At 43.1% G+C, this 25,429-nt stretch carries 23 protein-coding genes; 11 read left to right on the top strand and 12 right to left on the bottom strand.

What is annotated here, in order from left to right; all coding sequences use genetic code 11:
* Nucleotides 1-33 precede the first annotated feature (33 nt).
* The 4 genes from psbE to F6J90_RS27560 all read left to right on the top strand — a co-directional run bounded on the left by psbE (nucleotide 34) and on the right by F6J90_RS27560 (nucleotide 948).
* Nucleotides 34-279: a cytochrome b559 subunit alpha gene (gene psbE, locus F6J90_RS27575; protein ID WP_008180799.1), complete on the top strand. Its 246-nt coding sequence runs from the start codon at nucleotides 34-36 to the stop codon at nucleotides 277-279.
* Between the two features lie 26 nt (nucleotides 280-305).
* The gene (gene psbF, locus F6J90_RS27570) at nucleotides 306-440 is read left to right on the top strand and encodes a cytochrome b559 subunit beta (protein WP_071986818.1); all 135 of its coding nucleotides are present in this window, start codon (nucleotides 306-308) and stop codon (nucleotides 438-440) included.
* 11 nt (nucleotides 441-451) lie between these two features.
* Complete coding sequence (locus F6J90_RS27565; protein WP_071986819.1) at nucleotides 452-571, top strand: photosystem II reaction center protein L; 120 nt, start codon at nucleotides 452-454, stop codon at nucleotides 569-571.
* A 257-nt stretch (nucleotides 572-828) separates the two neighbouring features.
* A complete protein-coding gene (locus F6J90_RS27560) occupies nucleotides 829-948 on the top strand; it encodes a photosystem II reaction center protein J (RefSeq protein WP_071103439.1) in 120 nt (39 codons plus the stop codon).
* Nucleotides 949-1,241: 293 nt separating this feature from the next.
* Here F6J90_RS27560 and F6J90_RS27555 read toward each other — a convergent pair whose 3' ends face one another.
* The 3 genes from F6J90_RS27555 to F6J90_RS27545 form a co-directional block, all read right to left on the bottom strand.
* Nucleotides 1,242-2,105 (bottom strand): type II CAAX endopeptidase family protein, encoded by an 864-nt coding sequence (locus tag F6J90_RS27555; protein ID WP_293070269.1) that lies wholly within the window; start codon nucleotides 2,103-2,105, stop codon nucleotides 1,242-1,244.
* A gap of 389 nt (nucleotides 2,106-2,494) precedes the next feature.
* Complete coding sequence (locus tag F6J90_RS27550) at nucleotides 2,495-2,626, bottom strand: hypothetical protein (protein ID WP_293100972.1); 132 nt, start codon at nucleotides 2,624-2,626, stop codon at nucleotides 2,495-2,497.
* A gap of 821 nt (nucleotides 2,627-3,447) precedes the next feature.
* Nucleotides 3,448-3,867 (bottom strand): AbrB family transcriptional regulator, encoded by a 420-nt coding sequence (locus F6J90_RS27545; protein ID WP_293100969.1) that lies wholly within the window; start codon nucleotides 3,865-3,867, stop codon nucleotides 3,448-3,450.
* Nucleotides 3,868-4,275: 408 nt separating this feature from the next.
* Between F6J90_RS27545 and F6J90_RS27540 the strand changes: the two genes are divergently transcribed.
* Together F6J90_RS27540 and F6J90_RS27535 are read left to right on the top strand one after the other, a co-directional pair.
* A complete protein-coding gene (locus F6J90_RS27540; RefSeq protein WP_293100966.1) occupies nucleotides 4,276-5,277 on the top strand; it encodes a succinate dehydrogenase/fumarate reductase iron-sulfur subunit in 1,002 nt (333 codons plus the stop codon).
* Entirely contained in the window at nucleotides 5,274-5,462 is a 189-nt protein-coding gene (locus F6J90_RS27535) for a chlorophyll a/b-binding protein (RefSeq protein ID WP_071103444.1), read from the top strand. Before F6J90_RS27540 ends, F6J90_RS27535 begins: the two co-directional genes overlap by 4 nt.
* Before the next feature lie 341 nt (nucleotides 5,463-5,803).
* Here the strand turns inward: F6J90_RS27535 and F6J90_RS27530 are convergent, their stop codons facing one another.
* Nucleotides 5,804-7,636, bottom strand: coding sequence for a mechanosensitive ion channel domain-containing protein (locus tag F6J90_RS27530; protein WP_293100964.1), 1,833 nt, complete (start codon nucleotides 7,634-7,636; stop codon nucleotides 5,804-5,806).
* 648 nt (nucleotides 7,637-8,284) lie between these two features.
* The gene (locus F6J90_RS27525; protein ID WP_293100961.1) at nucleotides 8,285-8,572 is read right to left on the bottom strand and encodes a hypothetical protein; all 288 of its coding nucleotides are present in this window, start codon (nucleotides 8,570-8,572) and stop codon (nucleotides 8,285-8,287) included.
* Between the two features lie 1,195 nt (nucleotides 8,573-9,767).
* Between F6J90_RS27525 and F6J90_RS27520 the strand changes: the two genes are divergently transcribed.
* The 3 genes from F6J90_RS27520 (at nucleotide 9,768) to F6J90_RS27510 (ending at nucleotide 13,872) form a co-directional block, all read left to right on the top strand.
* Nucleotides 9,768-9,962, top strand: a complete 195-nt coding sequence (locus tag F6J90_RS27520; RefSeq protein WP_293100958.1) for a hypothetical protein — start codon at nucleotides 9,768-9,770, stop codon at nucleotides 9,960-9,962.
* A 578-nt stretch (nucleotides 9,963-10,540) separates the two neighbouring features.
* Nucleotides 10,541-12,670, top strand: a complete 2,130-nt coding sequence (locus tag F6J90_RS27515; protein WP_293100955.1) for an AAA family ATPase — start codon at nucleotides 10,541-10,543, stop codon at nucleotides 12,668-12,670.
* A gap of 245 nt (nucleotides 12,671-12,915) precedes the next feature.
* Entirely contained in the window at nucleotides 12,916-13,872 is a 957-nt protein-coding gene (locus F6J90_RS27510) for a MoxR family ATPase (RefSeq protein ID WP_293100953.1), read from the top strand.
* A 705-nt stretch (nucleotides 13,873-14,577) separates the two neighbouring features.
* On the opposite strand, the gene F6J90_RS27505 is transcribed toward F6J90_RS27510, so the two are convergent.
* The gene (locus F6J90_RS27505) at nucleotides 14,578-14,955 is read right to left on the bottom strand and encodes a hypothetical protein (protein WP_293100951.1); all 378 of its coding nucleotides are present in this window, start codon (nucleotides 14,953-14,955) and stop codon (nucleotides 14,578-14,580) included.
* 1,047 nt (nucleotides 14,956-16,002) lie between these two features.
* Here F6J90_RS27505 and F6J90_RS27500 point away from each other — a divergent pair.
* Nucleotides 16,003-16,614, top strand: coding sequence for a M23 family metallopeptidase (locus F6J90_RS27500; protein WP_293100949.1), 612 nt, complete (start codon nucleotides 16,003-16,005; stop codon nucleotides 16,612-16,614).
* A gap of 94 nt (nucleotides 16,615-16,708) precedes the next feature.
* On the opposite strand, the gene ftsH is transcribed toward F6J90_RS27500, so the two are convergent.
* The 4 genes from ftsH to psbB all read right to left on the bottom strand — a co-directional run bounded on the left by ftsH (nucleotide 16,709) and on the right by psbB (nucleotide 21,517).
* Nucleotides 16,709-18,691 carry an ATP-dependent zinc metalloprotease FtsH gene (gene ftsH / locus F6J90_RS27495; protein ID WP_366513897.1) on the bottom strand — a complete coding sequence of 661 codons (1,983 nt, stop codon included), beginning with the start codon at nucleotides 18,689-18,691 and terminating at the stop codon, nucleotides 16,709-16,711.
* A 319-nt stretch (nucleotides 18,692-19,010) separates the two neighbouring features.
* Nucleotides 19,011-19,541, bottom strand: coding sequence for a transcriptional regulator NrdR (nrdR, locus tag F6J90_RS27490; protein ID WP_293100947.1), 531 nt, complete (start codon nucleotides 19,539-19,541; stop codon nucleotides 19,011-19,013).
* Between the two features lie 210 nt (nucleotides 19,542-19,751).
* Nucleotides 19,752-19,847: a photosystem II reaction center protein T gene (locus F6J90_RS27485; RefSeq protein WP_008180851.1), complete on the bottom strand. Its 96-nt coding sequence runs from the start codon at nucleotides 19,845-19,847 to the stop codon at nucleotides 19,752-19,754.
* A gap of 137 nt (nucleotides 19,848-19,984) precedes the next feature.
* The gene (psbB, locus tag F6J90_RS27480; protein WP_070392015.1) at nucleotides 19,985-21,517 is read right to left on the bottom strand and encodes a photosystem II chlorophyll-binding protein CP47; all 1,533 of its coding nucleotides are present in this window, start codon (nucleotides 21,515-21,517) and stop codon (nucleotides 19,985-19,987) included.
* A gap of 1,164 nt (nucleotides 21,518-22,681) precedes the next feature.
* Here psbB and F6J90_RS27475 point away from each other — a divergent pair.
* A complete protein-coding gene (locus F6J90_RS27475) occupies nucleotides 22,682-23,896 on the top strand; it encodes a transposase (RefSeq protein WP_293100944.1) in 1,215 nt (404 codons plus the stop codon).
* Nucleotides 23,897-23,904: 8 nt separating this feature from the next.
* Here the strand turns inward: F6J90_RS27475 and F6J90_RS27470 are convergent, their stop codons facing one another.
* Both F6J90_RS27470 and F6J90_RS27465 read right to left on the bottom strand, forming a co-directional pair.
* A complete protein-coding gene (locus tag F6J90_RS27470) occupies nucleotides 23,905-24,216 on the bottom strand; it encodes a hypothetical protein (protein WP_293100943.1) in 312 nt (103 codons plus the stop codon).
* Between the two features lie 557 nt (nucleotides 24,217-24,773).
* Nucleotides 24,774-25,385 (bottom strand): class I SAM-dependent methyltransferase, encoded by a 612-nt coding sequence (locus tag F6J90_RS27465; protein ID WP_293100942.1) that lies wholly within the window; start codon nucleotides 25,383-25,385, stop codon nucleotides 24,774-24,776.
* Between the last annotated feature and the right edge of the window lie 44 nt (nucleotides 25,386-25,429).

The raw sequence follows: 25,429 nt of genomic DNA, 5'->3' as shown, positions 1-25,429 counted from the left end.
ATTTTAAACGGTTGTTGGTAGGAGGAATCTACGATGGCAGGTACAACTGGAGAACGTCCGTTTGGTGACATTATTACCAGCGTTCGTTACTGGGTCATTCACAGTGTTACCATCCCAGCCCTATTTATCGCTGGTTGGCTTTTTGTTAGCACTGGTCTGGCTTACGATGTGTTTGGCACACCCCGTCCTAATGAATACTTTACTCAAGAGCGGATGGAACTACCAATCGTTTCAGACCGCTACAATGCTAAACAACAAGTTGAACAATTTGCTCCATAAGGTTTTGTAGATAAAGGTAGACAATCATGACTAGCAGTAATCCCAATCAACCAGTTTCGTATCCGATTTTCACGATTAGATGGTTAGCGGTTCATACCCTAGCTGTTCCTTCAGTCTTTTTCTTAGGCGCGATCGCAGCCATGCAATTTATTCAACGATAGGAGAAGCAATTATGGAGCGGAATTCCAATCCCAATAGACAGCCGGTTGAACTCAATCGGACGTCTCTTTACTTAGGTCTATTACTGATTTTTGTGCTTGGTATTCTGTTTTCCAGTTATTTCTTCAATTAACTGATTTAACAGATTCGCCTAAATCTCCATCTTGGAGACGGCTCTGATGTAAACTGGAAAAGACTCTTAGTTAATTCCCTAGTAATTTCCGGTTAATCTGGAATTTACTACTTTACTCCTGATAAGAGTTGCACAAAACCCTTACCACTAGGAAGGCTTTTCAAGGAAATTACTAGTTGTTAAGACTAGTTATTAAGCCTTCTATCGTTAACTACATGTAAGAAAAAAAACTTGATTTAAAATTGGAGGTATAAGCTGTGTCTGGAGGGGGAAGAATTCCTTTATGGCTAGTTGCCACTATCGCTGGTACTGGTGTCATCGTAGTGGTTGGTCTTTTCTTCTATGGTGCCTATGTGGGAATTGGTTCTTCCATGTAAGGTTGACCGATTTCTCTGATTAACACCCCGGCGAGGTTCCCTCGCCCACGGGAACGCGCACCAAAAGAAAGGCGCGAAATTAAACATGAAGTAAATCCACAGGTGCCCTTGACCCATTAAGAATTTAATTCTTAATGGGTCAAGGGCACCTAATTCGGAAAGCGCACCTAAGGATAATCGCTGGTTTAACTTGAGCTGGCGGTATTTTTTTTTGGTAATTAGCTTTTAAGACAGCTTGCCGGATATAGGAGTCTGTTGACAAGCTTCAAGCCAATTTAAAACAGGTGAAATTTTTATCGAATGTTTATCAGCTGATCCGGCAACATCAGTAATAATAAAGCCCCAACTTCCAATAAACAAAGAAGACCCACTATCCCAGCTAACGGTTTTCCTCCCAAACCCGTTATCCAAATTGGTCCAATTCCTGTGTAAGCAATTAACTCAGCTGAGTCCAAACAAGTTAAACCCCAAATCCAACCAGCATGTAGTCCCCATGCTAAACCCAGACTGCCTCCATCCACCCAACGGGCTAGGACTAATACCATTCCCATTAGCCATAATCCTGGTAACTGAGGGATAGTATCTTTTTGTTCCCAAACTAGGTGTAACAGGGCAAAAATCCCACTAGAGATGGCTGCTCCTACCCAGATAGAATAATCCTGCTGTAGTTGATTGACTAAGAAGCCACGAAAGACTAACTCTTCTGTAAGCCCAATCCACAGCCCTAATAACATCACTGGCAGTAATATCGGTCCCAAACGCTGCCAATTTTCAGAATTCCACCTCACCCAGCCTAGTAATAATTGCCCAGTAAATACTATGATTAAGCTGAGAATACCTACTCCTAGTCCCAATCCTAGAGACCCTAAAACGCTTAATTTCCACTCCAATCCGTAATCGGAGAAAGGCACCCCCTCTAGTTGAGAAGCTCCCCATAAAATTAGGGGAGCAATCAGGTAAAGTGCTGCGAGTAGTGGTAACTTTTGGTCTGGTGCTAAAGGCTTATTTGGACGCCACTTTAAAACCATAGCTATAGGGAGAGCTAGGGGCAGCCACAAAACTGCCCAAGCTAGGAAAAAAGTGCCTACCTTGAAAAGAGTAGTTGACGTCATTAATGACACAAACGACCCATTAGTTGCCTGATCAAGAATAGCCATTGGCGAGATTGGCAAATTACTATCAAATTACTATAAGGTCTCAACTACACTACCATAAGCGGCTGCCGTTTTCCTATGCCTTGCTTCCCTAACCACAGAGCACATCGGGCTGGTTAATAATAGCCTACTTTACCAACTTCTAAGGTAGTAGAAAGAAGATTTTTGTTTCTACTGTCTTATTATGGGGCATCCTCTACTATCAAAGGGTTGACGACTGTTATAGCACTACGCATTAAGGTGTTTGACATTGATAAAAGCTGAAAAAGGTGCGACCCGTGGCGAATTTAATTCTTAATGGGTCAAGCGCACCTGCGCTAATGCACGTCAACTTTTAGGTGCGACCCAAGGGCGATTTACTCGCCCTAGGAGGCGCGCACCTGTGGAAGCGATTAACAAGTAATCCTCAGAGGCTCTTTGAGTCGAGAGAATAGTGACCTGTGCCGTGCAGCCATTACTGGTTGAACCAGTAAGAAGAATTGAGCTGTTTCAATTTTCCACAGTTGGGTTCTCACGGTAGGCATATGCTTGATTCTTGGTCATCAGCTTTTCAGCAGATCAACCAGTCCACTTGCTTAAAAAATGACATTTTCCAAGTAGAGGTGGGTCTGTCCTTTTTCGCCCAGCGTGCGCTTAGTGCAAGCTTTTTCAGGTTCTTTCCCTGGAGTTTCCTTGTACCTTATGGTACCGATACAATTATTTTGACACTCCCCGCTCTCCCAGAGACGGGGATTCTTGGCTCAACGATTCGGCAAGCCTAGACAGGTTTTCACCAAGCACAGTAGAGGCCAAATCTCCCCCAGGGTTTGGATTTAAGATCCAGGTTCTGGTGGGGCACACCGTACCTTTTTTAGAATGGGAGACAATCAACTTTAATACAATATCTACCTTACTTGTTTCATAGACTCCCAGATCGTTAGACGGACCCGAGGTGGACGTATCATTCTTTTAACAGGTTTTTACGTTGTCTATTTATATTCAGGCAAGTTGCTTGTCTCACTTCCTATTATATAGGACAGCGCTAGTTTAGGGATTACCGGCAACAGAAGAAAAAAATATCCATTGACGAATAAATTCGTCAAGCAAGCTTATATCCCCCGGATAAATCACGGGGGCTTGATCGATCAAGTTGGTAACAGATTCTTAAAAGCTCACGTGCCCAAAAAATCTTCACGGCGAGGCTTCGCTCGCCCCACACGGTCGTTTTTCATCCCCGCTCCCTGAGAGACGGGGGTTTCAAACTCGCAGGATTTTCTGTAAGAAGGATTACTTCAAAGCGGTGCCACCCCGCGCTTTTTGAAAGCTAAGCGTGAACGCGCACCAAGAGAGCGCTAGGGAACACGCACTAAGAGGTGGCTTTCTTTGCTTTGTGAGTAGATACCTCTTCAGATTCAAAATCGTTATCCACCTGCTTCAGATGGATATGTTTGTAGCCCAGTTTAATTTCAAATTCATCACCAGGCTCTAATCCCATGGCATGAGTGTAGGTTGAACCAATAACAATTTGACCATTCTTATGGACACTCACACGATAAGTCGGTTCACGCCCCCGACCATCTTTTGTGCCTTCTGGATCCAGGGGAACACCCTTGGCTCCTAAAACCGCATCATAAAAATCTGTTAAATTGACGCGGGTCTGGTCTGTTTTAGTTATAGTGTAATAGCCGCAACGCTTGGCTGTCTCTCGGCGAGGCAAGTGTGATAGCTCTTTTACTTTTTGAAGTAATGCTTTACCAGTTAGGGGAGTACTTGAAATCTCTGGCATAATCTCACGAGATATCCTTTAAACTTCAGAGTGGTCAAGATCATTAATGGCCAAACTTTGGCTCTATTAAAAATATATCGTTAAATCTATCTCAGTTGACAAGATATTTTGGATCATTTGTTTAAATCTTTACGTATTTCAATAATAACAGATCAGACAATCCCTGCCTAAGCCTTTAGGGGCAGTAAGATGATAACTATGGAAATAATCCAGGAAACATACCAAAAGGAAAGCACTCTTACACCAGAAGTCAACTAGCGAGGGGTATTGCTTCCCTAGGGAGTACTCAAACAAGTATGGCCTAATTATCAAGAGTAACTACTTACCTCAACAGTAGTCCTGTTGGCCCTAGCCGTTAACCTTACCGATTATCCTTGTATATGTTGGAATATTCAAGAGCTTAGTTTCATGCAAGTTGATTTCAAAATCATTCGACAGACTCAAAACACTGCCCCACTACTCCAGACTTATAGGCTGGATGTCGAGAAAGGAAACACGATTCTGGAATGCTTGAATCGTATTAAGTGGGAACAAGATGGTACTTTAGCTTTTCGCAAAAATTGTCGCAACACGATTTGTGGTAGCTGTGGCATACGAATCAATGGTCGGTCGGCTTTGGCCTGTAAGGAAAATGTGGGCAATGAATTGGGGAAGCAACAGCTGCCAGATGACTCTAAAATTCCGGAGATTACTATAGCACCTCTGGGGAATATGCCAGTAATCAAGGATTTAGTCGTTGAGATGAGCAGCTTCTGGGATAACTTAGAAGCTGTTGATCCCTACGTCAGCACTGCTGCTAGGAAGATTCCCGAACGGGAATTTTTACAGAGTCCTGAAGAGCGATCGCATTTGGCTCAGGCTGGTAATTGTATCATGTGTGGTGCCTGTTATTCTGAGTGTAATGCCAAAGAAGTTAATCGAGATTTTGTCGGTCCTCATGCCTTGGCTAAAGCACAGCGTCTGGTGGTAGATTCCCGTGATAATACCACGGAAAATCGTTTGGAGAAATATAACGAAGGAACAAAAGGAGTCTGGGGTTGTACCCGCTGTATGATGTGTAATGCGGTTTGCCCGATGGGTGTGGCTCCTATGGATCAAATCGGTAAGATTAAACAGGATATTCTTGAAGGCATTGATGACCTTGATAGTCGTCCAATCCGCCACCGCAAAGTCCTAATTGATTTAGTCAAAGAGGGAGGCTGGATTGATGAGCGTAAGTTTGGCTTGCAGGTGGTTGGTAACTCATTTCGAGATATCCAAGGTTTGGCGAGCCTAGGACCACTGGGATTACGAATGCTAGTTAGAGGTAAGTTTCCCTTGAGCTTTTCTCCATCAGCAGGGACATCACAAGTGCGATCGCTAATTGAATCGGTAAAAAATTTGGAGTCTGAAGGATCTGATCAGTCATGAGTTCTGAAACACCCAATTCTAGTGAATCGTCTCAGGAGTCTTTTAACCAACCCGAACCAGCTTTTGGTTGGACTCCCTATGCTGAGCAAATCAATGGCAGGTTTGCCATGGTTGCCTTAGTTTGTATCGTGTTACTGGAGTTGCTCACTGGTCAAGGTTTGTTGACTTGGCTGGGTCTACTCTAAGGAATTTCTAAATATATAATGATAGGGAGCTTGAGATTTATTTGCTCTTACCATCACGGTTGTTGACGCTTGACCGTTGACCGTTGACGGTTATACTACCTACCTCTGCGTGGGATTTCCTCTTTGCCCTGACGAGGCGATTGTTGCGGCTAGACAAATGTAAAGACCTAGCATGCTAGGTCTTTACAAGGCTCTGGGGACTGAATTAAATAAATTAATTAAGGTAATTAAACCAGAGTATTGCACCCGGATTGGGAATCAGTTGTGCCAATTAGATAGATGTTGGACGCCTGATTGAGAGCGCAAGCATTCTATCACCCTCTACAGATTAGTCTACAGATTTAAGCTGTATTACCGTTGGGGAAAGAGCTATGGGGCTTTGGAGTTGCTATCTGGCCATGACTTCCTTCTAGGGTAAGGTCATTGCCTTTCAAGGTTTTTGCCCCACTCCCCTCTTGCTTAGCCATAGCTTGGCTGATGTATATTTCCTGCTGAGGCAGTGGGATCACAATCCCCTCTTGTTCAAATCTCTCTTTTATAATTCGGCTGATGTCACAATAGGCTGTCCAGTAATCCTCTTTCTTAGTATATGCCATAAACCAAATGTTAACAGCATATTCAGCCAATTCCCCAGTGTCAATCCAAGGTGCAGGGTCTTTCAATACTAAAGGATGAGAGTTGGCAATATCCGTAAGAACTTGGAGGGCTTGAGTAATACTATTGCTGTAGCTGATCCTTACCGTGAGGAACATAGCGCGGATGGGGCTACTGGTTTCGTTCGCAATAACGTTACCCCAGATTGAGTTGTTCGGCACGATAATGATTTTATTTTCCAAAGTATTGATGGTGGTGCAAACTAAGTTGACATCCTTAACCGTACCTTTTACTCCAGCTACTTCAATCATATCCCCCACGTCGAAGGGTTTATAGAGCAAGATCATTAACCCATTGGCAAAGTTACCGAGGGTATTTTGGAACGCAAACGCTACCACAAAACCAGCAGCTCCAATCATGGCCATCAGTGGACCAATACTAACCTCTAGGGCAGTGATACCTAAAATAATACCCACCACAAATAATCCTTGGCGGGTTATCCTAACCACGAACTGACGCAGCATAGCTGACATATTCGGGAACATCCACAAAGATTTCTCGAGGACTGTCCCTACAATCAGGGAGAGGATGCTAAAGCCAGCGACAATTCCTAAAAATTTGCCAATGTTATTGGCCCAGCGCAGACCTCCTTCTTTAGACTGGAGCCAGCCGACGATGGTAATCCAGGTTCCTTGAGTGTCGGTTACGTCTACCTTAATCCCACTGATGGCATCGATGTATTTGTCGTACAACTCAACATCACCGCCTTTAGTTTCCAGCTCTTCAAGTACGACCTCAAAGCGATCGCTTAAAGCAGTGCGTTCCTCTCGCAGTGTAGTCATGTTGACCAGAACTTGCTTTTTAACTTCGGTCTTGGCCTCGACCGCTTCTTCTAGGTTTTGTTTGGCTTGGTCAATTCCCTGTTGAGTCTTTTTCTGCTGTTGTTCATCAGTAATGATTTTGTTGCTAATTGTCCCAATCTTTTCTTGAACCTTAGCAACTTCTTCGTTTGAGGTTTTGGCTTTATCTTTCTGCTGTTCAGTACCTTCAACTGCTTTATCAATCGCCCCTTGCAAGGTTTTATCTTGCTTGGTCTTTTCCTCTTCTTTGACTGCTTCTTCTACTGACTCCTGAGCTTTTTCGAGAGCTTCCTGTGCATCTTCAGCAGCTTTTAAAGCTTTAATACGATCCTTAGCCGATCCCTTAGTCTCTATTTTTTCCTTAGTATCTGTCGCTTCCTCAAGAGCATCTTTGGCATCTTCTAGGGCATCAACAGCTTCCTTAGTTTGTTGAAGCTCTCTATTTTTCCGCTTGACAGCAATTTCAGCATCGCTAAGTTCTTTAACTTTAGTTTTAAGCAAGAACATCCACGCCTGAGCTTCACCCTCCAGCTCATCTAATGTCAAGGGCTTGAGCATTAGCTCTAGCTCCTCAATCGGAATAGTTGGATCGTCAGTGGTAACGGCTTTCTCTAAGATTAAATTAGTGGTCTGTTTCGCTTGGACCGGTAACCACCATGCCCCAACCATTAAGAGACTGCCAAATAAAATGCTAATTTTCTTTTGTCGGTAACGAATCATTGGTTTTTCGTGTTAATAAGACGTTAATGAAGATGTAACCTGTATAGTTTGCTTGACTGCTGAGTGTTAACCAATGAAGATGTAACCTGTATAATTTGCTTCACTGTTGAGTCTTAACCGTTGACTGTCAACAGTTGCTCCCCCCATTACCCCCGAAGATCGGCAGAGCTGTTTCATTTTCGATTTAGACTGAGGGGGGCAGAGCAGTAGAGCAGCGGAGCCTAATTTTCGGCAAATATTCGGATTTTGAAAGAATTTATCCCTATATAATTCTCTCTATCTAACTAATAAATGAAGATCCCGGGGGTAGTCAATAGTTAACGAACAGTCAACACTCAACAGTAAACAAAGTATAGATAGCCTTTTATTGGTTCAAATCGAGCCATGTCCTTATTGTTGCCCAATATTTTTCATCAATAAACATCTTGAACAAAAATTTTGCAAAATCTTTGCTGAATACCGACTCCGCTTTGATCATATCTTTATTTCCCTGGCTGATAATTAATTTTTCATGGCTGCCATCATCCATAGCTTAGTTATCGGTAATGGTAGATTTACCAGCCGTATTTGGTATAATCTGCTTCTGTAAAACTCGGTAAAACCCTTTATTTTTACTGGGCTGTATTCTTAACAATTCGTTGAATGCTCCTAGAGAAACAGAATACTATCAAATCCGGTTGAATAACTTACTTCCTGGTGAGTATAGCAGGGGGAGCAGGAATCCTCATAAGGGTAGGTTTTTAACTTTGACCTCAGGTGTGGGGTGAGGTGTGGGGTGAGGTGTCGGGTGTGGGGTTTGTCGTTAAAAATCATCATTGTCTTGATGCAATAGCGAGTAGGGAAAACCACGGCAATAGCGAGTGGGGGAAACCCCCGTGAGGCCACTGCATCGCTTCTTCGTTGTTTTCCTTTTCCTCTGATGAGGTTAAGTCCCATGTTTTACCCAAATGTAAAAAACCTACCCCTGTGAGGAGCAGGAATCCCCCCTAACCCCCCTTAGTAAGGCAGGGCTGTTTCATTGTCGATGTCAAAATTTTTTCTGAGGTTTTGAAACCGCCTTGGAGTAACGGAATCACCCTTTTTTTGTCTGATTAAGTATTTTAACCTGAAAAAAGTCGTTAAATTCTCTAAGCGCAAAAAGCTTGGGCAACGGAATAAAAAACTGAATGATATCACCAAAACAAAAAGCGCTCGCCGAGAGTGTAAAATAAAAGCGAACGCTATTTATAGCAACCGAAGTATAGTTGAGTACAGAGTATTTTGGTTGAAAGGGAGCAGGGAGTAGGGAGCAGGGAGCAGAAATATGTCTTAAGCTTTACTTCGACTGCTATAATCAAAAATAAATATCTATGAATAGCCTAATGTAAGCCCTCAAAAAATTATTTGAATTTACAGTATAACCGGGTTGCATTATCACAAATAAAATATTTTATGCATAAAATATTACCCATAAATGCGACCCTTTTCAAGGTTTTGTATCCGACTTTCGTCAAATCCAAGGACAACGGCATCCTTGTTCAAGGCTTGTCTTAATTATCATTATCGGGATTTGGCAAGGATATACTGGGTATATATCTTTAGGTAATTTTGCTAAAATTAATCAATATTTGTTATTGAATAACTTAAATAGTTTACCGGATATAGTTACTTATTACTAAACTATTCGACGAGTGATGCTAGGAGTAAATTGCTCAAATTTATTATAATTTTTTAATCATTAAGCAATTCATTTGGCTTTTGATAACTCCTTAAGCTATTGGATAGCTATTGATGGTATAAAGTTAAAGATTACTGTTAAAAACAATATCACAATTTTTATAAAAATTGTGTGGTAATATTTTATTGATTTAGTCAGGATTTAGGGTTAGTTTTAAATTTAACTCGTTTCTCTTGGTGCGCGTTCACGCTTAGCTTTGAAAAAGCGCGGGGTCGCACCGCTTGAGAATAATAAAAGTTCATAAATTCACCAAGTTCAAGAAGCTATAAGAACTTGCCCCCTTCAGAATCAAGTATTTACTCTGGATGCTATCCACTGCCAAAAACAAACCACCTTTGATATTATAAACTCCAATAATCATTATCTTATTGGAGTTTATAATATCAAAAAAAACTCTATTATTATCTAGAATATGTGAGTAATCATCAAACCCCAATTACAGTTAATCGAACGATTGACAAGAGTGATGCCAGACAAATTGATCCCATTACTTCAGGTGCGACCCGTGTCGAATTTAATTCGCCACGGGTCGCACCTGTTGAAGATATTTGGTTAAAAGCTAAAAATTTATTAAAAAATTTTGGTATAAATTACGGTCATTTCCGTTAGTTAAGTGGTTATTTACTTTTTTTATTCAAAGATAAATTTTTGATTTTAATAAACTTCATAAGTATGGTGTTTTTACAAAAAAATAATAGGAAATAAACGATTAATTAAGCCAAGTTGATTTTTACGAATCATTTAGGACTGCTATAATTGGATACATTACTTGATTTTATTTATGGGGGGGGTGACATCCACGCTAAAATCATTACTGGGTAATAATTTCAGCCCATCAGTTATAAAAAGATACATGCTGTTTTGGGCTGACATTGGATGTAGTTATAAGGGTTTGAGCTTCCAGAAAATTAAAGGAGGGTCAATTGGCTGTATCAAGCCATAGCTTATTGGCATCAAAGGCTTATATAGTAAGGTTTTTAGGGCTCATGTCACCCCCTCAGATTTTATTTAAGGTTTTATCTATAAGTTTAGCATACTAGATACTGAAGAACCCCCAATCCTTATTATTTCGTTTAAAGTGAACGCATTTGTGAATAATCGCAAACATCTCAAAGCTAGTGATGGACTTGCTTCGCAATTCCTGGAGATGTCTATTTTCCAAAAACAAACTTCAACCTAACTAAGCCATGTTCGACGATCTGCTCTCAGCCTTAAAAAGGCTAGATAAATTACTAGAGCAAGCAGTAATAACAGCACAAGCTGTCTACGGTTCAGAAGCAGCTACTGACCCTTATCGAGGTCTTCGTATTAATCGCGATCAGGTCAAGCAACTCCTAGATCGTGAACCAGGGATACCTTTGTTTGCAGTAGATGCAGAAAAAACTGAGTCCGCTCAGACTAACAATACACCATTAAACTGGCTGAAACAGACTTTCGGTTTGTCTGAATTTGATTTAGACGTGATGCTGATTGCCCTGGCTCCAGAAATTGATTTAGGTTATGAGCGTCTGTATGCCTATCTCCAGGATGATGTCACTCGCAGGCGACCTAGTATTGATTTAGCCTTAAATTTACTATGTCCCTCTGCTGAAGCCAAGCTGTTGCAACGAGTTCATTTTGCTCCTGACGCGCCCTTAATCAAACATGGTTTACTTCACTTAATTCCTGACCCTCATCAGGTTAAACCACCAATATTATCCTATTATCTCAAGCTAGACGAGCAGGTTATCCATTCTCTGTTAAAACAGAAGAGTCTTGAACCGCGTTTAGAATCTTGGTGTCAATTGATAGATAGTCCTGCTGTTGAGGACAAGTTACCGATTAGGGATGACATTAAACACATACTTCCTAAGCTAGTCAAACACGCTCAACATACCAACCAGCCTCTACATCTGTATTTCTCTGGTTTACATTCTACTGAAAAACGCCGTGGAGCGATCGCCCTTGCCGCTCAACTGAACAAGCCGTTATTGATTGCGGATTTAGCTCAAGCTTTAGCAATTAAGCAAGAGTTTGACCAACTGCTAAAACTGTTGTTCCGTCAAGCCTGTTTTCACAATGCTATCCTCTATCTAGAAAGTCTGGAAAGTTTAGATTCACTACAGACCAAAGAGCAGCATCTGTTATATAAAAGCTTACTTGACAGACTAACTGAGGAAAAAGGTGTGCTAATCTTATCTGGAATACAGTCGTGGGTGCCCAAGTTTACCAATCTCCAGGGTGTGATTACTGTACCTTTTGCTACACCGGATTTTTACCAACGGCGCGTTTACTGGCAAGCTAGTTTAGAAACTAAAGGAATTGTACTTAGCGATCGCGACTTAGATACCCTCGCCAATCGTTTTACCTTAAGTTCAGCTCAAATAGCAGGAGCAGTGACAACTGCTTGTAATCAGGCTTTGTGGGGTGCTGCTGCCGAATTTGAGGAATTGCCATTAAACAGTACAATTAAGCCAACCCTAAATGATTTATTGGCAGCGGCTCGTGACCAATCTGGTAACAATTTAACTGAATTAGCTCGCAAACTTAACGCTAAGTATAGTTGGCAAGACATTATCTTACCCCCCGATCAACTTGCTCAGCTTAAAGAAATTTGTAATCAAGCCAAGTATCGTCATATTGTCTATGAGAAATGGGGCTTTCACCGCAAGCTGTCTATTGGTAAAGGATTAAATGTACTATTTTCAGGTCCACCAGGCACAGGTAAGACCATGGCGGCGGAAGTGATTGCTAATGAACTACAGCTTGAGCTATACAAAATTGATTTATCCCAGGTTGTCAGTAAGTACATTGGCGAGACTGAGAAAAATCTTAACCGCATTTTTATGGCTGCGGAAACTGCCAATGCTATCCTTCTGTTTGACGAGGCAGATGCTCTGTTTGGCAAACGCTCTGAAGTTCGAGATGCTCATGACCGCTACGCCAATATTGAAGTTGGGTATCTGTTGCAGAAGATGGAGGAATATGAGGGCATATCAATTTTGACAACAAATTTGCGCCAAAATTTAGACGAGGCATTTGTGCGTAGGTTAGCCTTTACAGTACACTTTCCCTCACCAGATGAAGCTAGTCGTCGGCGCATTTGGGAGGGAATTTGGACTGAGGAAATCCCCTTGTCAGCAGATGTAGATTTTGAGTTTTTGGCACGACAGTTCAAATTGAGTGGAGGGAATATTAAGAATATTGCCCTAGCAGCAGCTTTTCTAGCAGCTGAAGCAGGTAGTGCAGTGATGATGGAACATTTGTTACAGGGAACTCGCCGGGAGTATCAGAAGATGGGTAAGGTATGGGCTGATGGGATGCGATCGCTTAAATAATCCGGCCACGGTCAGTAGTCAGCCAGTTTTACACTAACGACTTACCTAGTGCTATTGTAAGCATTCAGCCGTTGGCCTTTGGCCAAGGCTAATAGCTGAATGCTTACGTGCTATTTACCTGATTAAGCCACAAGTATAATACTGTAATCCTTAGGCGATCGCGAACATATTATTGATCAAGTTATTTCTCTTTATTACTGTTATCTTATTTTTAGAATTATTTTAATGAATTAATATAAGGTGCTATGGCTGACTTAGGCAGACGAAAGTACACAGGTGACGGTAAGTGTCGCTACAAACCGCTTCCTGGTGCATGGCAAGAGCCAGAACCTTACATTGCTTCTAAGGCTTTGGCAGATGCAGTTAATACTGCTCTCTACCTGCGTCGTCCTTTATTATTAGAAGGTGACCCAGGCTGCGGGAAAACGCGCTTAGCTTATGGGGTTGCCTATGAACTGGGTTATCCCCTCTATAGCTGCTACATCCGCTCTAGCAGTCGAGCCCAGGATTTACTGTATGATTATGATGCCATAGGTCGGTTGTATGACATTCAAGAACGTCAAACTGCCGGTAATCCCAGGCAACCTTTGTACCGCAGAAATTATGTTACCCTAGGGGAGTTGGGCGAGGCAATTAAGCAATCACAAAATGACATTCCTTCGGTGGTTCTCATTGATGAAATTGATAAAGCAGATAGGGATTTTCCCAATGACTTGCTCTTAGAAGTGGAGCGATTGCAGTTCCAAGTTAAAGAAGTAATCAACGTTCGTTTTGATGCTTTAAAAGGTAAAACCAAAGAAGAACGAAGAGATTTTTTACCATTAATTATTATCACCAGTAATAGTGAAAAAGAATTGCCCAAACCTTTCCTACGTCGTTGTTTATTTTACTACGTTGAATTCCCAGAAAAGGCTACTCTAAAACAGATTATCCAGAGTCATTTTAAAACTGAGATTACCCCCCTATCCGAAGCAGCTATCCAAAAATTTGGGGAACTGCGGGAATTGAGAAGTTGGCAAAAAATACCAGGCACTAGTGAATTTTTGGATTGGTTGAGAATGTTGGAACGGGATCAACAAGGGAATCACAGTACTGCTGAAGCATTAGGGGAAACTCCGACCGCCAATCTGCCTCATCTAGAAACTCTAGTCAAAACTCAACAGGATCACGATGCCCTGAGCAAGACCAGGATACCAGATTAGTTAGTTAGGGTCTGCTGAAAAAGTATTTGGGTAGGGATAGGCAAGAGGCAAGAGGCATGCTAGCAATAGTTCCGGAGTGCTCATCTGTGCAAGACAAGCAGTGATTTTCATCATTTGTGCTCATGTTTTGAGCATAATAAAGCTTAATCCTTGCACTTATTGGAAAAAAAAAGGCTTGAAACCCTTATCTAGCAAGCCTCCTACTTTTATTCAGCAAGCCCTAGTTAGAGTATGCGATCGCGCCCGAGAATGACCAATGACTACGTGACATACTCCCACACTGAATCAAAGATTACAGTGTGGGCTTCTTACCAACTCCACCTAACGGTATCGGCTTTCGCCGACGCTGCGCAAACGGATACACGGGTTACTTTATTAACGACACGGTCAGAAGTTACGGCATTCAGAGGGTCGCCTTTATGGTTAGCAGGCTATGCAGAAAAGGCTTAAAACTTATTGATTAAGGCGACCCTCTGATCAGGTTTCGTCTGAGGGATGCCCCGACCCGCCGGAACAATACAATAAGTTCTATTTTTTAGGCACGTAGGTGGCGGTTAGCTCTTAATTTATTTTCCCTACTACATCTAGTATATACGATCTTCAATTTTAATTGTTTCCTTATTCCATGCAGAAAGGGGCACAAAATTAATCCCACACTCATGCTGCCCATGTTCGTTGTGGGGCTTCTTTTGCTAGAAGCTAAATTCAATTCCCAGACTGACGCCCTAATTCATAGACACCACAACTCATACAAGCAATAATCCCGATACTGATTGCCCAACTGTGTCCCAGGCTAATTTCCACGCCGTAGTTACAAACTGCACCAATAACTAAAAAAGGCACAATGCTGACAATTGACGCATAGAAAGCGTTTTGAGATTCCCTGACCTTGCGGGTTCGTTCAAATTCCTTAGCCGAGATGTAAAAGAATCCCTCAGCAAAGTTAAACCAGCGGTTCAGTTGCTCAATAATCCATTGCCTCAAGGACGAGAGGCTTAAATATAGCGCTAGAGACCACAAAGATGCTCCCGCGATCGCTGTAGTATCGACCTCGAATCGGAAGGGCAAAAATTCAGTCAGCATCGGTTCACGGATAGGGTAGGCTGGGGCAAGGTGAAGTACCCCAGCCTGCTTTGGCCGTAGGCCACGCTACGCGAACGCTGAGGCTGGGGCTTCCAATCTCAACTCAAATCAGGGACGGTCTTATTCGTCAATAGGGCTTCCCGCTTCATCCGCCGACGCCTCAACCAGAGGCGCGACCCTAGGCCGGGTTCCCCGGCCTAGGAGGCGCGCGCCTGCTGATGAAAGGTCTTACTCAGCGTCCACAGGCAGACATCCGCCTTCCGCAGACGTATAGTTCTTTTCGACAGACTCACCTTGGAATTACGACTCTATGGTCAACCAGCTGGGGCTTGTCTCTTCCCTGAGCTGGAGCTAGTACTTTTACACCTTTAAGGTAGCCTTTTAGTCAGTCAGGCGGGTCATCGACCAATTTTATTCTAACACGATTCGCAACAAGTCCTCGTCTGGCTATCCATCCCAGAGATGAAACCTGATTGTTAGGGTCGCCTTTATGGTTAGTCGATTATGCGTAAAAGAGGTGCAGAGACGAAACCTTAGTGTAGTGGAGCCTTTATAGGTGACTCGCTATGAGGAAAAGGGTTAAAACTATCTTAAGGCTCCACTACACTTACGGTAACTTCAAGACCCGTGGCGAATTTAATTACGGGTCAAGCGCACCTTTGGTTAAAACTTTGCCGATTTTGGCGACCCTATCCTTACGGTAACTTCAACACCTTTAAACAAGGTGGGGAATTCCGCTAGTTTTGTTAATCACTAAGTTAACCAAGATTTAACTTCTTTATTTAACTTTATCGCTTTAGTGTTAACCGTTAATAGTTAACACTAAAGCGATAAAGTTAAACAGTTTACATTTAACCGTCAAGCGTTAACAAAAAATCCAATCCTTAAATTGTGCCAGTTAAATGTGTATTAGCTTATTCAGGTATCTTAACAAAACTCAAGATTTTGATAAATATCCCAAAAAACCCAAACACCCTGCTGCTCGCAGGTGATCTGGAGGGATATAAATGGAAAGACCCCTAACTAGCTAAAGCCAGACTAGAACTAATGCGCAGTGGTTATTTATCAAGGCTTCTAATTTTCGCTGGACTGAGTTTAACAAGTTCAATCGGTTTAAGTACCCATTCGAGTTTCCCCAGCCAGCGAGTAACTGCATCAGAACCTCCCTCAACCTTGGTAGCCGGAGTAAGAAGTTTTGCCAAAGGGGGTTCCTTTCCCGTAGAAAACTTCCGGGGCTACACCTCTGGCTTCGGTTACCGACCCTCTCCTAGAGGTTCTGGATGGGAATTCCACCGAGGTTTAGACATAGCTGCCCCTGAAGGAAGCTATATCCGTAACTGGTGGAGTGGTAAAGTAATTAAAATTTCTGATGGTACTGCTTGCGGCACCTCAATAACTATCCAATCGGGCAAGTGGCAGCACATCTACTGTCACATGAAAGGATACGCAGTTAAAAATGGAGGTACTCGCTATTTAATTGACAACTCCGGTGGGATTCAGATCAAGGAAGGTCAACTGTTGCCTTCTGGAGCCAGAATCGGTCGAGTAGGGATGACTGGTCGTACCACCGGTCCTCATCTGCACTGGGGATTGAAGTATGGCAAGCAATATGTTGACCCAGCGAAGGTGCTGCGGGCAATGTATAAAACACGAGCTTGATTGGAAAAAATGTTAATGGTTGTTAATGGCCACTAACCATTAACAACCATTAACATCTTTCAAACATCCATACCTTTGATCGTTTAACTGCAAACTACGAAACTACCAATTCTTCCTTGTGCATCTGGGTGTGTTCTTCTATAATTCTGCGTAACTGGTCTCCTTCGATAGTTTCTTGATCTATCAACAGGTCTACTAATCGGTCAATTATTACCCGATTTTCCCGGATTAATTGACGAGCATGGCCATGGCAATGCTGCACAATTGTGCGCACTTGGGCATCAATGTGGGCAGCAATTTTCTCTGAGTACTCAGCCCTAGTAATCAAACTACCCCCTAGAAAAACTTCTCCCCCTGGGTCTTCTAAGGACAGAGGACCCAAATCACTCATTCCAAAGCGGGTTACCATCTGCCGTGCTCGTGAGGTAACTTGTCGCAAGTCCCCAACAGCACCAGTAGTAACTTCAGCCTCACCAAAAATTTCTTCTTCTGCTGCTCTACCCCCTAAAGTAGCAGTTATTTGGGCTTTGAGTTGAGCCCGAGTAATCAAACCTTGCTCTTCATCAGGAATATACCAGGTCAAACCACGGGCTTGCCCTCGGGGAATTAGGGTTACTTTCTGTACCGGGTCGTGATCCGGTAGGAGGGTGGAAATTACAGCATGTCCTACCTCATGGTAGGCAATTAATCGCTTATTCTTGTTGTCCACTAGAGGAGTGCCTTCCATCCCAGCGACCACCCGGTCAATAGCATCATTGATTTCGAGCATAGTGATGGCATCTTTGCGGCGGCGGGCAGTCAGGATTGCAGCTTCGTTGAGTAGGTTGGCTAAGTCAGCACCAGTAAACCCAGGGGTACGCTTAGCAACAGTTTCTAGACAAACCTCAGGGTCAATCTTTTTGTTGCGAGCGTGGACTTCCAGAATGTTATTCCTACCTTTGTAGTCAGGGTAATCCACAATGACTTGTCTGTCAAAGCGTCCAGGACGTAATAGTGCAGCATCCAGCACATCTGGGCGATTAGTGGCAGCAATAATAATAATACCTGTGTTCCCTTCAAACCCATCCATTTCCGTGAGCAATTGGTTAAGGGTTTGCTCCCGCTCATCATTTCCACCGCCAATTCCTGCTCCCCGTTGCCGTCCTACCGCATCAATTTCATCAATGAAGACCAAGCAAGGGGCATTTTCTTTGGCTTTTCTGAACAAGTCACGAACACGGGAGGCACCAACACCCACAAACATTTCCACGAATTCGGAACCAGAGATGCTAAAGAAGGGAACTCCTGCTTCACCAGCGATCGCTTTGGCTAAGAGAGTTTTACCAGTTCCTGGAGGACCCACTAGCAGCACACCTTTCGGGATGCGTGCTCCAACAGCAGTAAAGCGTTCTGGTTGTTTGAGGAATGTGACAACTTCTTGCAATTCCTCTTTAGCTTCTTCAATACCTGCTACATCATCAAAGAGAACCCCGGTTTTGGCTTCCATCTGAAACCGTGCTCGGGATTTGCCAAAGTTTAAGGCTTGACCAGAATTACTCGCAGAGCGTCGCAGGATCATCATCAAGCCTGCTAGTAACAACAGAAGCAAAAATAAGTTGGCAATTAAACCTAAAGCGGCTGAGTTATCCGCAGAGCGCTTAATTTCAGTGGGAACATTCTGTTGACGGAGTTCCTTGAGTAGCAAGGAGTTTTGATCGAACAAAGGAACTCGTTGAGGAGGTTCATCCTTATTGGGTACCTCTAGGCTAACTTTAGCAATCTTAGTGGCTTCATCGATTTCTATTTTAGTGACTTCCCCATTTTTAACTTTCTCTAATAGCTCACTATAGGTTAGGGATTTATCTTGTTTATCCTGTGCTTGGGCTGGGGTACCCAGTATCACCCCTTGCCAAAGGAGCAAACTGGCAGCAATACGCCAGAATTTGACTAACTTGCGCTTTTCCTGGGGTTGCTGTAATCTAACCTCAGGATTTGCCAGCGGCTGTGGAGAGGTATTTACCTCTGCATTACCCATCCATGCTCTCATCCAGAAACGTTTCTTCATGGCTGTTTGCTCTTTGGTCTTGCCTTGACTCAACTCCTGGGTACACCTAGTTAGGCTTCAATGAATTCACGCCCTTGAGTTGAAATTTCTTTCACTTTCTAGTCTAGCTCCCTCAAATCCGGCTTTAGCTGTAAGAAACTCATATTAATTCCGGTAGCATCGGTAACCTGCTCTTGCCTAGATGGGGTTTCCAAATTTCACGCTGGTTTTTTTCTTAATCCTCCCTCCTGTAGAGACCTTGTCTGGAACATCTCTACAAATGGCAACCATACAACTGGACACGAGATCAGTTGTTGAACTTGTACTTTTGAGAGTCAACCATCAAGTCAACATTGAACAAACATCTGATCTATTACACCGAAGTCGATGTCTTTATTTCTTCTACATGATCTGAGGGGGTTGGCGGAACCTGGGGGATTTCCATTGGTACATCTTCCTGTTGGAGATCCTCTAGGGTAGTGACAAAATCTCTAATCCCTTGAAATTTTCCATAGACCGAAGCAAAGCGTACATAAGCCACTTCACTCTCCGAACGTAGGTAGCGCAAGACTAACTCGCCAATTTCGTGACTGATGACTTCCCGACCAAATCGCTGTTGCAATTCTGCTTCAATCTCATCAACCAATGCTTCCAGGCGTTTTTGGAGAATGCCGGTTTTTTCACAAGCACGTACAATTCCCCGTAACAACTTGGAACGGTCAAATGATTCCCGCTTGCCATCCCGCTTGATCACAGTTATTGGGACAAATTCGATGCGCTCATATGTCGTGAAGCGATGTTTGCATCCCAAACACTCCCGACGTCGCCTCACACTTTTCCCTGCCTCAGTAGAACGAGACTCAAGAACGCGGCTCTCGGTGTGGTGACAAGAGGGGCATCGCATAAGATAATTTTGTTTTCTTGCTGAGTGGACTGATTGGCGGCAGATATTTGGAACGCCCTAAGAGTCGATACTGTCAAAATAACAATTAGATGGAAGATGAGCCGATATATCCCTGTCCACTTCCCTATACCCTATAGGGTCATGTACAGGCTATTGCGGCTCAGAGCATCCACACAACTGTTGAATTTCGATCTGAGAAATCGAGGTAAACTACTTACCGATCTTAGGCGGTTCCCGAAAAGCAATGGCAAAAAATAGGGTGCCTAGGGCTAAGGTCAAGATTAAGATATAAGCAACTGATTCCATAGCTATAATTCCTGATTATCTCCTCACTTACCAGTCTACCTTGCATGGACCACAGAAATAGCAAAAAGGCAAAAGAAAAATTTATTTTCTTCTGCCTTTTGCTTTTGACTCAAACTGTGATAGGAGATATTTAACCTCTAGATAGGCTCTGTCCTACGGGTACTCTTATCACCAAGCTTCTGGAAGAAGCCCCACTCGACTTGCTCTTCCTCTAGGTCAGGATCGACACCAGCAAACACATCCCGATAGAGGGTGCGTGAGCCGTGCCAGATGTGCCCAAAGAAGAACAACAGTGCAAAGACAGCATGACCAAAGGTGAACCAACCCCGGGTACTAGTGCGGAACACACCATCAGAGTTTAGGGTTTCACGGTCAAATTCAAAGCCCTCACCCAGCTGAGCAGTACGAGCGTATTGCTTCACATCGAATGGGTCAGTAAAGGTTTGACCATCAAGAACTCCACCGTAGAAGCTAGCAGTGACACCAGCTTGCTCGAAACTATACCTAGATTCAGCCCGTCGGAAAGGTATGTCCGCACGAACTACACCATTAGCATCGGTCAAAATGATAGGGAAGGTTTCAAAGAAGTTCGGCATCCGACGAACGGTCAGCTCCCGACCTTCACTGTCTGTGAACACCGCATGACCTAGCCAACCTTCAGCAATGCCATCCCCTTTGTCCATCGGACCTGTACGGAACAAACCACCTTTGGCAGGAGAGTTGCCGATATAGTCATAGAATGCCAGCTTCTCTGGAATTGATGACCAAGCTTCTGACAAGCTAGCACCATCAGCCAATTCAGCTTGTACCCGTTGGTTAATTTCCTGTTGGAAATACCCCTGATCCCACTGATAGCGAGTTGGACCAAACAGTTCAATTGGGGTGGCAGCACTGCCGTACCACATGGTGCCTGCTACTACAAATGCAGCAAAAAACACAGCCGCGATACTGCTGGAGAGTACCGTTTCGATATTCCCCATCCGTAGAGCTTTAAACAAGCGCTCTGGTGGTCGTACTGTTAAGTGGAATAAACCAGCAATAACCCCAACAACACCAGCAGCGATATGGTGAGCGACAATACCTCCAGGGTTATAGGGGTTAAAGCCGGCTGGTCCCCATTCTGGTGCGATCGCTTGAACACTACCAGTGAGACCATAGGCATCAGATACCCACATCCCAGGCCCCCAAAGCCCAGTCAAGTGAAAGGCACCAAAACCAAAGCAGAGTAAACCAGATAAGAACAGGTGAATACCAAAAATTTTTGGCAAATCGAGAGCTGGTTCGCCACTGCGTGGGTCTCTGAACACATCTAAATCCCAGTAAACCCAGTGCCATACGGCAGCCAGGAACAATAAACCAGAAAGGATAATATGAGTTGCAGCGACACCTTCAAAAGACCATAAGCCAGCATTGGTTACGGTTTCACCAGTGATACTCCAGCCCCCCCAGGAATCAGTAACCCCTAGACGAGCCATAAAGGGCATGACGAACATCCCCTGACGCCACATAGGGTTAAGGACCGGGTCACTCGGATCAAAAATTGCCAATTCGTACAGGGCCATTGAACCAGCCCAGCCTGCCACCAGGGCTGTATGCATCAAGTGCACAGCTAGCAGACGTCCTGGATCATTCAGGACGACCGTGTGTACTCGGTACCAGGGTAGTCCCATTGACTACGCTCCTCCTAATATAGAGTTTTTACTTCGACGCTTCTTTTGATCAATATGTTAGAAATCGCCTTGAAGTCTCCCCCGCTTGAAACACAGGGGATTCTAAGAGTCACGTTGTTCGAGGGGTTAAAAACCTGATCTCACAACGCTTACGGTATGATTTCTTAAATTTGACACCGTTTGGAGAGCTTCAAAACTCTCCGACCGACCTTGGTTAGGTGTGAACCTAACTGTATCGCTACTTTGGTAGCCCCCCTAGATATCGCCATTGGCAACTTAGGTAGGACAAAGTATGTATGAAACTAAAGTTTGTTTAAAGAAGTGTAACTATTGTTAGAGCCGATTGCAAGCGAACGCTCGTGTTCTCAGCTTAGGGTCGGAAGCGCTTAACCAGCTATATTGCGCAAATTTCCCTTTTATTTGCCTAAATTCAAGCAATATAGCTCCTAAAACCTAAAAATTGTCAAATTCAGTCCGGTAGCCTCTTTACTGATTAGCAATAGTCGGACACAAATCAACATGAAAAATGTATATGGAAAAAGGCACAAGGATAGAACTTATGCCCAGTTGATTTCAAACCATATCACTTACAGCACTTAAGAGCAGAGGAGGAAGAGGGGGCAGAGTCCGGAGTTGGGGAAAGCTGGGGCTCAAAGGGCTATTGATATGCAACTCGGTATTAGGCTCCAATCCTACGGGTAGGGTTTTTTGATTAACTGGTCACCCTAGCTAAGCCCGTTGATAACAATTCGCAATCAAAAGTATAACTTCTTCATCTTCCTTATCCTTACCCTCTTCTCCCTCTTCTTCCTTGTCCCCTGATGCCTTTTCCCTGTATCAGTTAACCTTTGCCCGCTACCATGATTTCAGCTTTTTGGCGGGAGCCCCACACTCAACCTGACAAGGTGAGTGTGGGAGGGATAGCCAGGTGATGGAGTGAAACGGAATCACCAATTATATGTTTTTTGGCTCCGGGAAACGAGCTATCAAACTTCTAAGTACAACGGAATTGATTCATTTCTATTTTTTCGGCCTATTTTTGTAGCTTTTTCTTTTCATATTCGGTTAACCGAATAGTCATTTTTATGGTTTTAATTATGGCTTGCCATTTTACTAGCTTTATACTATAATTGTACTAGGTCGATAAGTTAAAGAGCAAGCATCATGAGAGTAGCCTATCAGTACAAATTAAGGTTGACCAAGAGCCAAGTGATTAACATAGAAAGGTGGCTAGATATGCTGCGCTGTCAATATAACTATCTATTAGCAGATCGTTTTGATTGGTACGAGAGAAATCGCTGCTCAATTAATGCTTGCCCCATTGTTTGTCATTTACCGGAGCTAAGGACTAATCCAGACTATTATTCTCAAAAACGAACTCTACCCAATTTAAAGAAGAATAAACCATGGTATAAAGATATTCATGCAAACGTTTTACAAGATTGTGTGAAGCGGGTAGATTTAGCTTTTAAGAGGTATTTAAAAGGTGATTATAAGGGCAACCGGAGTGGAAAGCCTAGATTTAAAGCCAAAGAGCGATACCGTTCTTTGACTTTCTCTGCTTTTTCTAAAAATCCAATAAAAGGAAATTGGTTGAATCTTCCCAAGTTTGGGTGGGTCAAGATGATTTATCACCGACCAATCCCTGATGGATTCAAGATTAAAACGGCTATAGTTACCCGAAAAGCTGACGGATACTATGTTACACTGTCGTTACAGGATGACAGTGTAACGACAGTGATTCTCTCAGAAGAAGTGTCAAATCCAGTAGGGATTGACATGGGTCTTAAATCATTTTTGATTAAATCTGATGGTACAGACATACCCATTCCTCAGTACTATAGGAAAGCTCAAAAGCGGCTCAAAAAAATCCAAAAAGCTGTCAGCAGATCCAAGAAAGGTAGTAACAACCGAAAGAAAGTTGTATCCAAATTGGGAAAAGCTCATAAGAAAGTTACTGACACCAGAAAAGATTTTCATTTTAAAACAGTGAAAGGGCTACTAGACAACCACGATCTAGTAGCTCACGAAAAGCTGAATATTAAAGGTCTAGCCAAAACCAAAATGGCTAAATCAGTTTTAGATGCTGGCTGGGGACAATTCCTATCGATCCTTTCAACCAAAGCCGAAAATGCTGGGTTGATAACGGTTGGGGTAAATCCCAGAAACACCAGTCAAAACTGTTCCAATTGTGGCAAAAAAGTACCCAAGAAATTGAAAGACCGCACTCATTATTGTCCTCACTGTGGTTACGTGGCTGACAGAGATGTAAATGCGGCTAGAAATATTCTTAAATTGGCGGTGGGGCATCCCGTCTGTAATAAAGCTTACCGAGTATCCGAACCAATAGGTGGAGTTGGTAAGAAGCCCACACTGTAATCTTTGATTCAGTGTGGGAGTATGTCACTATGTGTCATCGCTAAGCGATCAAGAACTTGCTCAGCAGTGATCAAGCGTTTTAGGACAACTTGACCAATAGTTTTTGCTGACTCAGGTGAGGTGTTAGCCATGGGTTTGACTTCAACCATAACCACAAGGTCTTCAACCTGATAGAGCCACAATTTTTCTCCTTGCTCTAGGATAGAAAGGTTCATTTGCTTAATTTCTGGCAGCCGTCGCCAAGCGTTTTCGTTCCAAAGACCTCCAAACTCCCAAACGCGCCCGACTATCCAGCCTTCCGATAAAAAGAAATATTTCACGTTGCTCTTCGCTAATCCTGCTCTATATTTCTATTTTCCACTCAAATTGAGTTTTTCAGCTTAAATTGACGATTTAATTCAACTTTTATCCAACAACGGCAATTGGTTAATTTCAGGACTTACGCATCAAGCTTGTCGGTTAAGACTAGGTGTCAGGTGTAGTGGAAATTTATAGAATTTGACAAAATGATCAGTATATGATTCACCGGAGTAAGCTAATGCGCTACCCGCACGCTACTTGAGGTGCTCTCAGCTCTCAGCCAATTTCTGATCAAGATCAGGGAGTTATCGTTAAAGGAGGTATTGATATTTTTGTTCTCAAAGGTAAATTTTAGGTAAGCATATGCTCACAAAGCATTTTTACTTGACCATAGTTTTTTATGTAGCTGCTTTGGGTATCAATTGATAGGTAAAATAATCGATAATCCAGATAAAAAAAAAGATAATACAAGCCAATCCAATTCTTAGATAACCTGGCTTTATACAACCTATTGGATTGGCTATATATAGACTCCAAGTTTGATCTGACAAGCATTTAGTCCTGCACAGTTACCTCATCACGCGCCGTTTACCGAAAAGATCCAGTAATGGCCGTCGGCTTCAGTTCCCAAATAAGGCTGATCCATACGGCAATCAACGAGTTTAATCTTACCCTCAGATTGCAACTGTTTGTAGTAACCCTCAAAGTCGTAGGTGTTGTAATACGTTGTTTTGGTACTCATGACAATAGTTCCTCCTGGCTTTGTGACCTGTGCTAACCATTTCAGAGATTGAGGTTCAACAAAATCCAGGGCAAACACACCACAGCAGAGGGTTAGGTCATACTGTCCATGCAGAAAAAATGGCAGTGGATGGTTTAAATCAACCCATCCAATTAAAGTTTGGTAGGCTCCAGTTTTATGGGCTTCTACAATCATTCCCTGAGATAAATCTGTCCCATCAATATGCCGAAAACCATGCTCCTGTAAGCCTTTGCCAACCAACCCTGAGCCGCATCCCACATCAATGACCTTAAAATCAGGATTTGTTGGATTGATCAACACTTTGCCACTGTTGACTATTTCCATCAGATAACGAACGATGTATTCTGGCCCATCGTAGTTTCTGGCTGCAACATCTCGGTTGTAGTCCGGTGCCCATTTATCATAGCGTTCTTGGTGAGTCTGCATAACGGTAGACCTGCTTATCTAGAAAACAATAAAAATTGGTATCA

The organism is Moorena sp. SIOASIH (assembly GCF_010671925.1).
Lineage (GTDB): Bacteria > Cyanobacteriota > Cyanobacteriia > Cyanobacteriales > Coleofasciculaceae > Moorena.
This window is presented reverse-complemented; position numbering and strand designations above follow the sequence as displayed.

What these genes read in the sequence shown, in the direction of transcription:
- psbE (WP_008180799.1), top strand. Translation starts at nt 34, where the DNA reads ATGGCAGGTACAACTGGAGAACGTCCGTTTGGTGACATTATTACCAGC.
- psbF (WP_071986818.1), top strand. Translation starts at nt 306, where the DNA reads ATGACTAGCAGTAATCCCAATCAACCAGTTTCGTATCCGATTTTCACG.
- F6J90_RS27565 (WP_071986819.1), top strand. Translation starts at nt 452, where the DNA reads ATGGAGCGGAATTCCAATCCCAATAGACAGCCGGTTGAACTCAATCGG.
- F6J90_RS27555 (WP_293070269.1), bottom strand. Translation starts at nt 2,105, where the DNA reads ATGGCTATTCTTGATCAGGCAACTAATGGGTCGTTTGTGTCATTAATG.
- F6J90_RS27550 (WP_293100972.1), bottom strand. Translation starts at nt 2,626, where the DNA reads ATGCCTACCGTGAGAACCCAACTGTGGAAAATTGAAACAGCTCAATTC.
- F6J90_RS27545 (WP_293100969.1), bottom strand. Translation starts at nt 3,867, where the DNA reads ATGCCAGAGATTTCAAGTACTCCCCTAACTGGTAAAGCATTACTTCAA.
- F6J90_RS27540 (WP_293100966.1), top strand. Translation starts at nt 4,276, where the DNA reads ATGCAAGTTGATTTCAAAATCATTCGACAGACTCAAAACACTGCCCCA.
- F6J90_RS27535 (WP_071103444.1), top strand. Translation starts at nt 5,274, where the DNA reads ATGAGTTCTGAAACACCCAATTCTAGTGAATCGTCTCAGGAGTCTTTT.
- F6J90_RS27530 (WP_293100964.1), bottom strand. Translation starts at nt 7,636, where the DNA reads ATGATTCGTTACCGACAAAAGAAAATTAGCATTTTATTTGGCAGTCTC.
- F6J90_RS27525 (WP_293100961.1), bottom strand. Translation starts at nt 8,572, where the DNA reads ATGGGACTTAACCTCATCAGAGGAAAAGGAAAACAACGAAGAAGCGAT.
- F6J90_RS27515 (WP_293100955.1), top strand. Translation starts at nt 10,541, where the DNA reads ATGTTCGACGATCTGCTCTCAGCCTTAAAAAGGCTAGATAAATTACTA.
- F6J90_RS27510 (WP_293100953.1), top strand. Translation starts at nt 12,916, where the DNA reads ATGGCTGACTTAGGCAGACGAAAGTACACAGGTGACGGTAAGTGTCGC.
- F6J90_RS27505 (WP_293100951.1), bottom strand. Translation starts at nt 14,955, where the DNA reads ATGCTGACTGAATTTTTGCCCTTCCGATTCGAGGTCGATACTACAGCG.
- F6J90_RS27500 (WP_293100949.1), top strand. Translation starts at nt 16,003, where the DNA reads ATGCGCAGTGGTTATTTATCAAGGCTTCTAATTTTCGCTGGACTGAGT.
- nrdR (WP_293100947.1), bottom strand. Translation starts at nt 19,541, where the DNA reads ATGCGATGCCCCTCTTGTCACCACACCGAGAGCCGCGTTCTTGAGTCT.
- F6J90_RS27485 (WP_008180851.1), bottom strand. Translation starts at nt 19,847, where the DNA reads ATGGAATCAGTTGCTTATATCTTAATCTTGACCTTAGCCCTAGGCACC.
- psbB (WP_070392015.1), bottom strand. Translation starts at nt 21,517, where the DNA reads ATGGGACTACCCTGGTACCGAGTACACACGGTCGTCCTGAATGATCCA.
- F6J90_RS27475 (WP_293100944.1), top strand. Translation starts at nt 22,682, where the DNA reads ATGAGAGTAGCCTATCAGTACAAATTAAGGTTGACCAAGAGCCAAGTG.
- F6J90_RS27465 (WP_293100942.1), bottom strand. Translation starts at nt 25,385, where the DNA reads ATGCAGACTCACCAAGAACGCTATGATAAATGGGCACCGGACTACAAC.